We start from the raw sequence: 14,059 nt of genomic DNA, 5'->3' as shown, positions 1-14,059 counted from the left end.
GAATGATCTGGCGGCAAGAACCGGATCACCCTTGCCTTGCCGCTGTTTCCGCGCTCGGCAGTGCGTGGACAACCGGCGTTTGCCGTGGAACCGGGTGGGGTAGCCGAGAGGAGCACTAGTCGGCTTAATTGCCTGGGGCCGATGAGACGGCTCTGCTTGGTGTGCAATGGGATTTTTCGCGACGCACTAGGGATGGTCCGATTGGCTTCCTGGGACGAGAACGCGGTGGAGAGCGAAATCATGCCAACCGCGGAACCAAATGATGAGATGGGCAGTCCAGCCGGCTCGGAGCCGGTCGAAGACGCTGACGAGAACGACGTGATCAAGCTGGGCTACGACTGACGTGCTGGCGCAGGCAGGGCCGTAGATCGACCAGCTGGCGCGCCGTGCCGCAACGGCGAGCGCCATGCGCGCGCTGGTGCGTCGGCCGGGCACGTGGCGGATCGATTCACCTGAGCCAGAAGGGAATCGAGACGAGCGCGGCCAGGGCGGTGGTTCCGAACAGCAACCAGGCGGTGTGGTCGCCGACGTGACCGGAGTGGATCTCGTGCAGCTGCACGCATACCTAGATGCCAAGCACTATCCGGCACGCAAAGCTCATAGCCGTTGGTATGTCCAGCTTTGGGACTGTCTCGGCGAGGCACTAGGCGGCCCGACCGGTGGCGATGAGCTCCCGCCTGTCGAATGTCCTTTTCAGCCTCGTCGTCGGCCTCGTGCTGCTCTTCCTTGGCTGCTACGGCCGGGTATCCGGCGGGTTGCCTCCGGACAACCCGTATCGCAGGAGACATCCGGTCCGCACTAGGCGGCCCGACCCCGACGAGCAGATTCGGGCGAATGAAGCCGATGAACGAGAACGGCGGATCATTGAAGCCGAGGTGGCGGTAGCCGAGGGGACCGCGACTCCGGAGCAAGCCCATGTGGTGCATCGAGAACGCGCCCGCAGGCAGGCTGATAACCGGAGACGCGCGCATCAGAAGGCTCGGTCTGAGCGCGATCCGAATCAGAACCAAGTTTGACGTTCAGCCAGGGTGCGTCTGCCGCCACTAGGGCCAACGCTTCCGCGACGCAGTACACCGCTGGCCGCAACCTGCGCGAGGCGTTTCAGCCCCGGTTCGAGGAGTGGTTCCGCAGCGCGCAGGCCCCACGGGTCGGGTGAACTTCGTACCGTGGGCCGGCTGTGCGCAGGGTATCCATTACAGCTGTGGACTTTCGCGGCTCCCGCACCCGACGCACCGCCTCCAGTGGGAGGAAACCATCACTCGCGCGGCGTTGGACAGATCGATGCTGGACGGTAAGGTGAGCGCCAACGGTTGAGCACACAGCCGATGAACCCTCGCACCGAACGCGACAGCCTGACGGAGTTGCTCCGTCGGTTCCGTTTCGGGGTTGTTGTCCCGGCCTCCGACCGGGCCAGGGATGTCGTTGTGGGATCGTCAGTCTTCTTCGCTGGCTGCCCTGTCTAAGGAGGCAGCCACATGACCGCCCTTGCTCCCCGTCACCGCGCCACGCAGAACACCCACCGCGGCGGGCAGCAGATGCAGGATCCACCGAAACCTCACCCGGATCTCGATCTTCAGCTGTCCCGCCCGACGAGCACGTCCGTGCTGCTACAGGTCAGCGGTGACCTGGACTCCCAAACCGCCGCTCGACTGCACGAACTACTGGCCCCCCGATTGTCCTCGATGGCCGAAACAGTCGTACTGGACCTATCCCGGCTCACCTTCATCGGCGTGGCAGGACTGGAACTGCTACTGCACGCTCAGCGACAGGCTGACATCCGCCGTGTGCAACTGCGCCTGGTCACCGGTCCACGCTGCCTGCAACGGGCACTGACCGCCGCGGAGCTGACCGAGGTGTTCCCCTGCTATGCCACGCTTGAGCGGGCGCTAGCCGGGGTGACTGGGCGCGCGCGCCAGCTGCATGCCACCGGCTGACCGCCACGCCGACCACAGACCTCCGTCGCACCTAGGCCGTCGCGCCGACGGCATCGCCGCACTGCGCTGCGCCGCCGACTGGCACCCCGACCTTATCGTCTGCGCCGAAACTCGAAACAAGCCCCGACCAGCGGCGACACCTGCTCACCGAAACCCGCATGGGCTACGGCTTCCGTCATGACCACAGTGGACAGAGCCGCCGACGGAACACCCCACTGCGGTCGCCTGCTCCGGTTGCCGACTTCCGCGGACCGGCCTCACCCGGCGAAGGGCGGGGGCCCCTGACTTCGACCAAGGCGGCGGGCGTTCGCGGACACCTAGGAGCCAGAATTTCGTTGGTAGCCTTGCTCGGCTGCGCTGTTACTCCATTGAAGTCCTCCGGCTACTCGCGCTCACCTAACGACTTTGTCGCAGCCCTGCGGTAGCCCCTCGGTGACCAGAACGAGCACTCGAGTGTTCGCCGAGACGTCCAAGTGGCGGCGGAGCAAGTCGAGCGACTCGTCGCTGGTCAGACGATCCAGGCCAGCGATGCTCGCGGCGCCAGTCATCGCGGTGCTCACCCCGCTACTGTGCAGCGCCGCCACCGCCGCTGCGCCCGTAGCGTCGTCTACCGCGAGTGCCGCGTCAATCCCGGCAACCAGCGTCGGCCAGGCGATCGGCGAGACATTGCCGCAGTTCAGGCCGTCCATTCCGGAGCGATGTGGTGGAGGAGCCTCCGTCGGCGCGCCTGCCCGCAGCGAACGCAGCAGGCAGGCCGCGTCGGTGGGTTCTACTGCCAACAAGCGGGGGCGGCGGCCCGGCAGCCGGGACAGCCAGCGCGCGACGGCCGTTGCCAGTGCGCCTACTCCAACCTGCACGATCACGAGATCGGGCAGCTCTCCGTCCGGGAGCTGTGCTTCGATCTCACCGAACAATGTGGCGTAACCGTCGATCACCGTACGGGGCACTTGTTCGTAGCCCGGCCATGCGGTGTCGGAGATGACCAGCGTGCTGTCGTTTTCCTGTGTTGCTGCCAGCGCGATCGCGTCGTCGTAGCTGCCCTGCACCACTATGACGTCCGCGCCCTCTTCTTTGATCGCACCGGCCCGCGCGGCGCCGACCGACTCGGGAAGGTAGATCCGGCATGCCACGCCGAGCCAGCGGGCGGTGCGGGCGACCGCGTGGCCGTGGTTGCCGTCGGTGGCCGCGATCAGCGTGAACCGCCCGGTCACCCGCGGCCGTAGCTCGTCCGGGGACGGCGAGGCGCCGACGCGGTCGGCAAGTGCACGGCAGCATGCCCATGACGCGCCGAGCATTTTGAACGACGGCATGCCCAGCCTCTCGGATTCCACCTTCGCCCAGAGCCGGCCGACGCCGTACTTTTCGGCGAGCTCGGGCAAATCCTGCAGTGGTGTGGGCCGGTAGCCGGGCAGCGTTCGGTGGAACTCGGTCGCTGCGGTGTCCAGGGGCTCGACCGCAGCGCCGGTCGCCGGAGAGTCGCGCACCCACCACGAGCCGTCGCCTTGAGACTGGCCGGAGGAGGGCAGGGCTAGGCCGTGCATGTTGCGGTACGGAGCCAGTTCGGGTGGTGTCCAACCGTCGAGCACGGCAGGGTCCATCCGGTACACCTCGATACCGAGCGGGCGGCATACCTCGCTGGGATCGGCCGCGTCCGGACCCCACAAGGGAATGCTCAAGTCGCCGCCGGGGCAGGTCGACAGTGCACACAGCAGATCGACCTCGGCGAAGAACTCCAGGAAGTCGCCGCGCTGCGCTGGGCTCGCCTTCATGAAGTAGCGGTCCTCGTCGTTGAGCCCCGTGCACTGGAAGACGTTCAGCACGTCGTGCACGTCCAACTCGGTCAGCCCGTAGGGCAGCACCGCGCGGGTGATGTTGGAATGACAGTGGAAATCGAAGTCCTCCCCGGTGAGCAACCGGTTGACGTACGGGTCGCACCGGGTGCCGAGTAGGTCGTGAACGCGGCCACCGTGCTCATCCGGGCCGTAACCCTCGAGGCTGTCCCCGGTGATGGTGAGCAGTGGCCGCAGATAGGGCAGCGTGGACCAGATGCGGTCGTAGGTGGACACGTGCGCACGCTGGAGTTGGCGGGTTCGCGACGCCCACATCCGCTCACGCGGGTTGTGCCGGTTCCACACGTTGAGGTCGCCGACCTGCGGGCCATCGACGGCAATGATCCGGCAGACCGAGCCGGCCGGCACCTCCCAGGCCCGCCCGGAGCGAGGCGGAATGATGAACGACTCGACCTGGGTGCGCTGATCCGGCGAGGCGTTGCCGATACGCCGGTAGAGGTCCCGGTCGGCAGCGAACGCGGCGTTCGCACCCGGCTGGTATGCGGCTGGGTAGGACCCCATCATGCCTCCTTGTTGATCGCGTCCAGGGTCGCGTTGTCGTCCTCGCCGACCAGGCCGAGCACCACGCGTTCCGAGTCGTCCAGGTATTCCCGCAGCGCTCTTCCGGCGGCTGCGCGGTAGCCGGCGTGGAGGAGATCGCAGATCTCCCGGTCCCGCGACACCCAGGGCTGCTGGATCCTTCGTTCTTCTGCCACCACGGCGAATGCCAGTCGCTGCTGGGCGGTGACGCCCCGGAACATCGCGTCCAGCATCGGGCTGCCCAGCGTGGCCACGATCGCGCAGTGGAAACGCAGGCTCGCAGTGCCCACTTCGCGCCAGTTACCGGTCTGTTCGGCTCGCTCTTCTGCCCGCACCGCACCGTCGATTGCGGCCAGTGCGGCCGGTGTCGCGGCGCCACTTTCCTCCACGGCGCGCAGTTCGAGAGTTCGCCGCACCAGGTAGATGTCCCTGATCCGCTCGGCGGACATGGTGTTCACCACCGCGCCCTTGTGCAGCCGCTGGCTCACCAGCCCCTCCATGGTGAGCAGGCGCAGCGCCTCTCGGAGCGTGTTTCGGGACACGCCGAGCTCGGCCGCCAGGGTGACCTCGCGCAGCGGGGTGCCGGGCGGCAATGCGCCCGTGACGATGCCTTCGCGCAACTCCTCCGCCGCGCGGTCGGCGGTCGTGCTCGTCAGGTCGATGCCTTCAGCCATGCCCACACGCTAACAATTTTGTTCAACAACACTCAAGACTGTCTTCGGATATTGCGGCGTATTGACAGTCTTTGTTGAACAACCCTAGTGTTCTGCCGCATGTGTTGAACCCACCCCACAGACAGGGCGGTGCCATGCGACAGCACGACACAGAACAAGCCGAAACGACCCGCTTTCACCGGGATCCCGGGCGACGAACATCAAAAACGGGCGTGGATGACGCGCCACTGACCTGGTTTCACCGCCGGTTGACCCTCTACTCCGCCGGCGGCCCACTGCTGGACGGTTACGTTCTCGGCATCATCGGGCTTGCCCTCACGCAGGTGGTGCCCCTGTGGGGGCTGAACTCGCTCTGGCAAGGCCTGCTCGCCGCATCCGCGCTGCTGGGCATGTTCCTCGGCGGCCTGGTCTTCGGCTACGTGACCGACATAGTCGGCCGGCAGGCGATGTACACCATCGATCTGGCGATGATCGTCATCGGCTCGGCCGCCCAGTTCTTCGTGGACGGGCCGGTGTGGCTGCTCATCCTGCGCTTCGTGGTGGGCCTGGCCATCGGGGCGGACTACCCGATCGCCACCTCGCTGCTCGCGGAGTTCACCCCGCGCAGGCACCGAGGCAGCATGCTCGGCTGGCTGACGACCATGTGGGCGGCAGGCAACACCATTGCGTACCTGGTCGGCGAGGCGCTACTCCAGCTCGGCCCGGACGCTTGGCGGTGGATGCTGCTGTCTCCCGCGATCCCCGCAGCCGTGCTGATGGTGGCCCGCTTCGGCACACCCGAGTCGCCTCGCTGGCTGTTGTCCAAGGGGCGCACCGAGGAAGCCAAGGCCGCGCTGCGCAAAGCACTCGGACCGGACGCGGAGCTGGACGATTTGCCTGCCGAACCGGGCCAGACCAGCCTGCGCGGTTTGATCTCCAAGGGCTACCTGCGCCGGACCGTCTTCGTCGCGGTGTTCTGGGCCTGCTCGCTCTGGCCCGTCTACGCCATCTACGCCTTCGGTCCCGCCCTGCTCAGCGCGCTCAATCTCGACGATCCGAGGCAAGCCAACCTGGGCTCGGCCGCCATCGGCGTGGTCTTCCTGGCCGGTTGCGTGATCGCAACGCTGGTGGCCAACCGGCTCAACCGGCGAACATTGCTCATTTGGCCTTTCGCTGTGGCCACCGTCGCGCTGCTGCTTCTCGGCTTGATGCCCACCGCACCCATCTCGGTGATCGCGACACTGTTCGTGCTCTACGCGCTCGCTATCGGCGGGCCGACGATCCTGCAATGGATCTATCCCAACGAACTCTTTCCCACCGCCATTCGGGCCACCGCAGTGGGCCTGGGAACCACGGTCAGCCGGATCGGCGCCGGCATCGGCACGTTCGTCACTCCGATCCTGCTGGAGCACATGGGTATCGGCGCCACCATGCTGCTGGCCGGCCTGATCTGTGTGATCGGGCTGATCGTGTCGGTGCTCATGGCGCCGGAAACCCGCCACCACGACCTGCACCAAGCCAGCTCGGTACCGACCGACACCGGAAAGTGAGGAGGCGCTATGACCGCCATTTCCGTGAAAACCCCGCCGCGGGGCTTCCCCGCCGCCGAGTTCGAACAGCGGACCTCCAGGGCACAGCGCGCGATGCGCGAGCACGGCCTGGACGCCCTGTTGGTAACCGCACCCCAGCAGGTGCGCTACTTCACTGGCTTCGACACCCAGTTCTGGGAGAGCCCGACCCGGCCCTGGTACGTGGTGGTGCCGGCCGCAGGCGCCCCGGTCGCGGTGATCCCCGAGATCGGCGAGCCGGGCATGCGCGCCACCTGGGTCACCGACGTGCGCACCTGGCCCGCGCCGAACCCCGGCGATGACGGGGTCAGTCTGCTCGCCGGCACCCTGCGCGAGCTGGCCGGCGCGGGCGGCACCGTCGGCGCCGAGCTGGGCCCCGAGTTGCAGCTGCGGATGCCTGCAGGACAACTGCCGGAGATCGCCGACCGAGCGGGCGTGACCATCACCGATGGCTCTGCGGTGATCCGGTACTGCCGACACGTCAAGTCCGAGCTGGAGATCGACAAGATCCGGTTCGTCTGCCAACTCGCCTCGGACGCCTACGCCCAAGTACCCGAACTGATCCGGGCGGGTGACACCGAGCGCGCCGTGGTGCAGCGGATGCGTGCCGACCTGATTACGCGGGGCGCCGACACCAGTCCCTACCTGATCGGCGTGTCCGGCCCTGGCGGCTACGACAACATCATCATGGGGCCCACCGACCGGGCGCTGGACACCGGTGACGTGCTCATCATCGACACGGGCACGGTCTTCGACGGCTACTTCTGCGACTTCGACCGCAACTGGGCGATCGGCACGGCCGACGACGCGGTGCGCCGAGCCTACGAAGCCGTGTGGCACGCCACCGAGGCCGGCATCGCGGCCGCCCGTCCGGGGGTCCGGGTGTGCGACCTGTGGAAGGTGATGGCCGACGAACTGGCCGCGGCCGGCTCGGCACGCAACAACGTGGGCAGGCTCGGGCACGGGCTGGGCCTCCAGCTCACCGAGCCACCGAGCAACCACCCGGACGACGAAACGGTATTGGAAGCGGGCACCGTGCTGGCCATCGAGCCAGGCATGGAGTTCGCGCCCGGCCGGATGATGGTGCACGAAGAGAACATCGTCATCCGCGAACACGGCGCCGAGCTGCTCACCACCAGGGCCGCGCCCGAACTGACGGTGGTCTCATGACCGGGACATACCGCCGCACCACCGTGCCGGAGATCGACGGCGAGTCGCTCTGGCAGCGGTTGGCCGAACTGTCCATGGTCGGCAGCGCGACCGGCGGTGGAGTCACCAGGCTGGCGCTTACCGAGGCGGACGCGCAGGGCCGACGCCTGGTGGAGTCCTGGCTGGCCGAGACCGGCTGCGAGATCAACCACGATGCCATCGGCAACACCATCGCGGTCCTGCCCGGCACCGACCCCAGCCTTCCCCCGGTCCTGCTCGGATCCCATGTGGACAGTGTGGTCAACGCCGGCCGGTTTGACGGCTGCCTCGGTGTGCTCGGCGCCGTAGAAGTACTGCGCGCGGTGGCGGCCGGTCCCCGGCCGCGCCGGTCGCTCGCGGTCGCGGTGTTCACCGACGAAGAAGGCACTCGTTTCGGCCGCGACTTGCTCGGTTCGTCCGTCACATGCGGACTAATCGAACCGGAAGAGGCACTGGCCATCGCCGACACCGAAGGGAAAACCGTCGAGCACGAACTGCGCGCGCACGGGCTGCTCGGCACCGCGCCGCTGCTGGCCGGCCGCCCGCCGCACGCATATCTGGAAACACATATCGAACAGGGACCGGTGTTGCTCCGGGAAAATCTTGCCGTAGCCGCAGTCACCGGAGTCGTTGGCACCTCGTGGACCCGGATTACGCTCACCGGCGCGGCAGCACACGCCGGCGCGACCCCGATGGAAATGCGCCGGGACGCCGGACTGGCCATGGCCGCGCTGCGGCTGCGCCTGCACGCCCTCGCCGAGGAGCATTCCGGCCTCACCGTGGCAGTCGGTGCGATGAACACCCTCCCGCAACAGGTCAACGTCGTGCCGGCAGCGGCGACCTTGACAGTCGACCTGCGCGCCCCGGATGACGCAGTGCTCGCGAAGGCCGAAAGCGCAATCCGCCCTCTCGCCGAAGACGTGGCCCTCACCTACGGATGCGAGCTGACCACCTGCGAACGAATATCCCGAACCGCGCCCGCGACGTTCGATCCGGCAATGGTGGACCGGGTGGCCGGCCGGATCGAGGAACACGGCCTGCCAGCGCGCAGGCTCTGGTCCGGCGCCGGGCACGACGCACAGCAACTCGCCACGATCTGCCCGACCGCGATGGTGTTCGTCCGCAGCCAACACGACGGCATCTCGCACTCCCCAGAGGAGTGGTCACTGCCCGAGGACTGCACCCTCGGCGTACAACTCATGGCTGAGGTGGCAATCGAGCTGCTCAACGACTGACCGGGAACGCACACAAGCACCCAGTGCCTTCCGGGCGCCGCCGGTGCGTCCCTCAGACATGCGGCGACAGCGGAGCAACACCATGTAACCAAGCGGCCCGGCAAGAAAAAGCCGAACAGTAAGCGGCAGGGTGGTCACCCGCGATGGGTGGCCACCCTGCTGTTGTGCAGAGGCGTTCGCCGCCGTCGATGTGCCCGATCCGCTGGGCGTCGCGGAGCTACGGGCGCCAGCGAGGAATTCCTCGGCGCATGCGGGTGCTGTGATCGGCAGACGGCCTCGGCACAGCGAAAAGTCGCCCGCGCCAACCGAGCGGCACCAGAGCGTGTGGTCAAGACCTTGATCGTCATTAACGTGGCATCGAGTGAGCGTACTGATTTAGGCTGTCCAGGAAAGAGCGGTGCTCGTCGGTTGGAGCGGCGATAGGGCGTCCGGCTCGCTGGAGCATGACCAAAGAAGGCGCCAGGACGCCACGGGTCAGTTCCCGGAAGACGAAGTTCGAAGTGCGACAGTATTCATCGAACAATTTTCTGACAAATGGCCCGAATGCTTCCAGGTCGATCTCGACCATGGCGGCAGCTTCACCGGTCCACGAACCGAGTAGCTGCGCTACAACGCCTTCGAGCTCGGACAGCCGGACATCGATCTCGTCGACCGCCCGCCGCAGCGCTTCTTCGGCTGCTTCCAGAGCGCGGAAATCCACCGCGATCTGATCCACCCCATACCCCCACGTTCAGCTCTTCCGACTGAGCAGCCGTTGACCCTTGCACGAGGGCGCACCGCCAGCAACCTAGTTGATCAAGCCGGTATCCAGAACCACCCGAGCGGACCAGTCAAAGCCACCGAACTCGCCAGCGCGGTCTGGCCGGATTTCAGAACGAAACGATTGCAGCGGCATTGGGTTCGGCCCGCGGCAACCAGTTTCCCGTCAACGTGGCGTCGCGAATCACTGTGATCCGGCCCGACCCGCTCTTACCATGCGCGGCCGCTTCCAGGCGGCGGATGGCCGGCGAAAGGCCGAGATCGTGGTGGATTTCATCCGACGCGAGGTCGCTGCCATGCTTGGGCTGACCGGCCCGCATCTGGTCGACCCCGATGCTGACCTGTTCAGCCTCGGCTTCGATTCGCTGAATCTGATCGAGATCGTCGCGAGTCTAGGCGCCGAGCTCGACGAGAACATACCGGTGTCACCATTCGGCGACCACCCCACCATCCGCGGCTATGTGGACAACCTCGCCGAATCGTTTGGCTGGACCACCCGCTGAGGTTGCAGAGCGTTTGATGCCGACGACCTGGCCTTCGACGTGCAGATGATGAAACTTCATATCCGTCCGGACTGAACCTGACGTCTGCTTCGACGCCGCATTCCACTTATCACAGCGTGACCGCGCCCGGTATGACGAAGTAGAAGAACACGCCGATAGCGATGAGGTAGACGAGAAGTACCAGCGTCCATCCCATGTTGTACCGGATCACTTCCCCTTCGTTCCGCACGAATCGGGTCGTTGACACGCCGACACTGGCGGTTTGCGGAGCGACCGGCTTGCCGACTTCGGCACCGAGCGAGTTCAGCGACGGGAACAGCAGCACCGGCGCGTGCAGCAGCAGCGCCACCGAGTACTGGAACTGTCCGAACAGCGCGTTGGCCGTCGTGTTGCTGCCGGAAAGCGCGACCGCGATCCAGCCCAGCAGCGCGGAGAGCACCACGAAAGCCACGCCTACCTTCGCGAAGCCTTCGGCCATCGAGTTGGCCATGCCGGAGTAGTTGAAGACCTGGGCGAGTCCGAAAATGAGCGGGCCGACCAGCAACGCTCCCCACATCTGCCTGAACGTGTTGCGGAACACCTGCCGGAGCTGACCGGCATCGGGACGCAGGTAGGCGGCGGTCAGCAGCCAGCAGACCAGAATGGCGGTACCCGCGACGAAGGGCGCGAATTCCCAGGAGACGCTTGTGGTCTTGTGCGACAACGACGATATCGCCGATACCTCGGGCTTGAACGGCACGTACTTGGTCAGCACCGACCACGGACCCGTCCACGCGACGACCACGCCGATGAGGATCAGGAACGGCACCAGGCTCTGCATCGGAGTCCAGCGCGTGGTGTCGGATCTGTCATCGGTGGTGCCGCTGGCCTGCTGGGCCGCGATCTCTTCCGCGGTGAGTTCCTTGCCGCCAAATCCCAGCGCGACGCGCGGCCGCCAGACCCGCAGCAGAAGCAGCAGTGCAGCGAAGCACACGAGGGATCCGATGATGTCCGGCAGGTAGGGCCCGAGGTACTGCGAGGTCGGGAACTGCCCGGCGATGTAGCCCAGCGAACCCACGATGGCCAGCGGCCACCCGTCCTTCAAGCCCCGCTTGCCGCTGACGAGGTAGATCAGGAGCCAGGGCGGGGCGAGCGCGAGGATCGCGACAATTTTCCCGACCGAAGCCGACAGGGCCGCCAGCGGAAGGCCCGTCACCGCCGCCAAGCCGATGAGCGGCGCGCCCAGCGCGCCGAAGGAAACCGGCGCGTTATTCGCGAGCGCGGCGACGCGGATCGAAGCGAGGTCGGCGATGCCGAACCCGATCAGCAACGGTGCCACCACCGCCCACGGGTAGCCGAATCCGACCAGACCTTCGAGTAGCGCGCCGAACGCCCACGCGATCAGCAGCGTCTGCACTCGGATGTCGGCGGTGGACTGCGCGACCAACCAGCGTTGGAACGTTCTGAACGCTCCGGTGACGACCAACGTGTTATAGATGACGACGCCCCAGAACACGATCCAGTCGATCGACCAAAACCCGGTTGCCGCCCCCAGGCCGTAAGCGGTGAGAGCTTCGGTCAACGGCGCCCGCCACACAGTGCTGGCCAGGACGACCGTGACCACCGCGCTGATACTCACCGCTTGCCACGCGCCGAGCCTGAAGACCGTTAACAACACCAGCAGCACAACCACGGGCACCAAGGCCAACAGGGTGCTCGCGACCACGTTGGACAACGGATCAAGAATCTGTGAAAACGTTTCCCCGAGCATGGTTTCCTCCCCCCGCCCCACCCCAGGAGCACCACCATGCCCCCATTACAACGCCGGACCGTCAACCCATGCCGCGCGATCACCGCGAACACGATCTCCTCGGCCGAGTATCGGCGTCTCGTTGACCGAGGCGTGGGTCAGCCGAGGATTGCGGGTTTCCCGAGGCGGTCCGCGGCCGATGTCCCCGTTACCGGGTTGTACGTCCTGTGCCGAACCATAGGGTCAACGCCTGCTTGAGCGCGCTGTCGAACCGATCCTCCGGCTTGTTCGGGGCTGCCGCCCAGGCGACGTAACCGTCCGGGCGGATCAGGAGCGCAGCTGCGGATGTGTCCGGGCATCGGGCAGTGATCACGTCCACCCGGTCTTTCCAAGGGGCGACCACGGCGGGCAGATCGGCAAGTCCGCCGAGGTTGAGCATGAGGGGCCGGGTGCTGCGCATGAGCTCGGCGAGCCGTGTTGGGCCAGCCTTGGTGTCCAGGCGGAGCTCTGGCGCGAATCGGCCGGCCAGCGGGTGTGCTGTGGGTGTCTCGTGGTGAGTCTCTGTGGGGTAGCAGACGTCTGTTCCTGCCATCAGGTCGGCGATGCGCTGGATGCTTTCTTTGTCCTGCAGGAGTTCGCCGAACACTGCGCGCAGTGCCGTGATGCCCTCGCCAGGTGCCATCAGGGCTGTTTGGGCTTGCGAGTGCAGGACCAGCCGCTCGGCGACCGGACGCCGTTCCGTGTGGTAGGTGTCGAGCAGTCCGGGTGGGGACCAGCCGTGGATCTGTGCGGCGAGCTTCCACCCGAGATTGGCAGCGTCCTGCAGGCCCAGGTTGAGCCCGGGGGCTCCCACCGCGGAGTGGACGTGGGCGGCGTCGCCGACCAGCAGGACGCGGTCCTTGCGATAGGTCTCGGCCAGTCGGGTATTGCGGCCGACGAGTCGGCGCAGCAGGCGCGGACCGGAAGACGGCGGTGCGGCGAGGGGAATGTCCGCGCCGAGCACCCGATGCAAGCTGGCCTGTAGTTCATCGATCGTCATCGGCGCGTCGTCATCGACAGGCGAACTATGCCATTCGGTGCTGCTGACGGTCAGGACGCCGGAGGCATGCGGCAGGACCGCATACGCGCCGCGCTCGGTGCGGTGCCAGGCGTACAGCCCGATGCGGCCCAGGCCTGGAACCTCCATTTCGACGGTCCCATCGATCTGCTTCGCCCCAGGGATGACGACGTGCGCCGTGCGGGAGACGATGTTCGTCGTGCTCACACCGGGAAAGGCGATGCCCGCCTGCTTGCGGACCGTGCTGTGCCCCCCGTCGCAGCCGACCAGGTAGCCGGTGCGCATCCGGTACGAGCCTTGCGATCCGCGTACCTGGACGGTCACTGCCTCCTCGTCCTGGGACAGCCGGACGAGCTCGTGCCCACGCCGTATCTCGACGCCGAGTTCCCCTGCGCGTTCCTCCAGCACCTCCTCCAGACGCTGCTGCGATACGCCCAGGCCATACATGGGATTGGCGTCCAGTTTGGTTAGGTCCAGTGGCACGGCCCCGAAGATGAACCTCGGCATCGGCTCGGGTACTCCGGGCGCGCCGAGTAGCCGCTCATACAATCCGCGCTGATCCAGCAGTCGAACCACCTGCCCAATGACTCCATTGGCCTTGGGCTCGGCGCTGCGCTGGTGCAGCCGCTCCAAGACGATCGGTCGCACACCGGCCAGACTCAGCTCGCAAGCCAGCATCAGGCCGTTGGGGCCGCCGCCGACGATGACGACATCAACTGTCATGAGAACTCCTTGTGACACCAGCCGAAAGCAACACGGCGAAGAACGCTATCCCGGATGGGTAGGCAAGAGGAACGCCTGGTCCGTGACGTCTCCCTCCGCCGGAGACGCAGAACGGGCAATTCCGTTGCCAGTTGCTGAAATGCCTCGGCCAGCATCGGCACGATGCCATCACTAATCATGCACGAGGTCGTAGGGTCGCGCGGCGTTTACGAAGACGACGAAAGGGACGATCATGCGCACAATTTTTCGGGCGAGAAACCATCTCCGCTGAATCCACCCGCTCCCCTACCCGGCCCGCAGGGTTCCGGCAAGGTCGTTTTTGTGGTTTTATGCATTCCGCC

At 66.4% G+C, this 14,059-nt stretch carries 12 protein-coding genes; 7 read left to right on the top strand and 5 right to left on the bottom strand.

Annotated features, from left to right (window positions below; translation table 11 throughout):
* The first annotated feature begins 201 nt into the window (after positions 1-201).
* The 3 genes from BJ970_RS36060 to BJ970_RS36050 all read left to right on the top strand — a co-directional run bounded on the left by BJ970_RS36060 (position 202) and on the right by BJ970_RS36050 (position 1,934).
* Entirely contained in the window at positions 202-342 is a 141-nt protein-coding gene (locus BJ970_RS36060; protein WP_184732931.1) for a hypothetical protein, read from the top strand.
* 317 nt (positions 343-659) lie between these two features.
* On the top strand, positions 660-1,016 hold the full coding sequence (locus BJ970_RS36055) for a hypothetical protein (RefSeq protein ID WP_184732929.1): 357 nt from the start codon (positions 660-662) through the stop codon (positions 1,014-1,016).
* A gap of 459 nt (positions 1,017-1,475) precedes the next feature.
* Positions 1,476-1,934 (top strand): STAS domain-containing protein, encoded by a 459-nt coding sequence (locus BJ970_RS36050; protein ID WP_184732927.1) that lies wholly within the window; start codon positions 1,476-1,478, stop codon positions 1,932-1,934.
* 392 nt (positions 1,935-2,326) lie between these two features.
* Here BJ970_RS36050 and BJ970_RS39800 read toward each other — a convergent pair whose 3' ends face one another.
* Positions 2,327-4,285: a diaminopropionate ammonia-lyase gene (locus BJ970_RS39800; RefSeq protein WP_184732925.1), complete on the bottom strand. Its 1,959-nt coding sequence runs from the start codon at positions 4,283-4,285 to the stop codon at positions 2,327-2,329.
* Positions 4,285-4,977 (bottom strand): GntR family transcriptional regulator, encoded by a 693-nt coding sequence (locus BJ970_RS36040; protein ID WP_184732923.1) that lies wholly within the window; start codon positions 4,975-4,977, stop codon positions 4,285-4,287. The genes BJ970_RS39800 and BJ970_RS36040 overlap by 1 nt, the downstream gene beginning before the upstream one ends.
* 212 nt (positions 4,978-5,189) lie before the next feature.
* Here BJ970_RS36040 and BJ970_RS36035 point away from each other — a divergent pair, with 212 nt between their 5' ends.
* The 3 genes from BJ970_RS36035 to BJ970_RS36025 are packed head-to-tail and all read left to right on the top strand — an operon-like array spanning position 5,190 to position 8,947.
* Positions 5,190-6,506 carry an MFS transporter gene (locus BJ970_RS36035; RefSeq protein ID WP_184732921.1) on the top strand — a complete coding sequence of 439 codons (1,317 nt, stop codon included), beginning with the start codon at positions 5,190-5,192 and terminating at the stop codon, positions 6,504-6,506.
* A 9-nt stretch (positions 6,507-6,515) separates the two neighbouring features.
* Entirely contained in the window at positions 6,516-7,694 is a 1,179-nt protein-coding gene (locus BJ970_RS36030; RefSeq protein WP_184732919.1) for a M24 family metallopeptidase, read from the top strand.
* A complete protein-coding gene (locus tag BJ970_RS36025) occupies positions 7,691-8,947 on the top strand; it encodes a M20 family metallo-hydrolase (protein WP_184732917.1) in 1,257 nt (418 codons plus the stop codon). Before BJ970_RS36030 ends, BJ970_RS36025 begins: the two co-directional genes overlap by 4 nt.
* A 346-nt stretch (positions 8,948-9,293) precedes the next feature.
* Here the strand turns inward: BJ970_RS36025 and BJ970_RS39795 are convergent, their stop codons facing one another.
* On the bottom strand, positions 9,294-9,662 hold the full coding sequence (locus BJ970_RS39795; protein ID WP_184732915.1) for a DUF6086 family protein: 369 nt from the start codon (positions 9,660-9,662) through the stop codon (positions 9,294-9,296).
* A 259-nt stretch (positions 9,663-9,921) separates the two neighbouring features.
* On the opposite strand from BJ970_RS39795, the gene BJ970_RS36015 reads away from it, so the two are divergent.
* Entirely contained in the window at positions 9,922-10,209 is a 288-nt protein-coding gene (locus BJ970_RS36015) for an acyl carrier protein (protein ID WP_184732912.1), read from the top strand.
* Positions 10,210-10,318: 109 nt separating this feature from the next.
* Here BJ970_RS36015 and BJ970_RS36010 read toward each other — a convergent pair whose 3' ends face one another.
* A complete protein-coding gene (locus tag BJ970_RS36010) occupies positions 10,319-11,959 on the bottom strand; it encodes an L-lactate permease (RefSeq protein ID WP_184732910.1) in 1,641 nt (546 codons plus the stop codon).
* A gap of 187 nt (positions 11,960-12,146) precedes the next feature.
* On the bottom strand, positions 12,147-13,718 hold the full coding sequence (locus BJ970_RS36005) for an FAD-dependent monooxygenase (RefSeq protein WP_184732908.1): 1,572 nt from the start codon (positions 13,716-13,718) through the stop codon (positions 12,147-12,149).
* Positions 13,719-14,059 lie beyond the last annotated feature (341 nt).

The organism is Saccharopolyspora phatthalungensis (assembly GCF_014203395.1).
Classification (GTDB): domain Bacteria; phylum Actinomycetota; class Actinomycetes; order Mycobacteriales; family Pseudonocardiaceae; genus Saccharopolyspora; species Saccharopolyspora phatthalungensis.
Note: the sequence above shows the minus strand (reverse complement) of the source record. Positions and strands in the feature narration are given on the sequence as shown.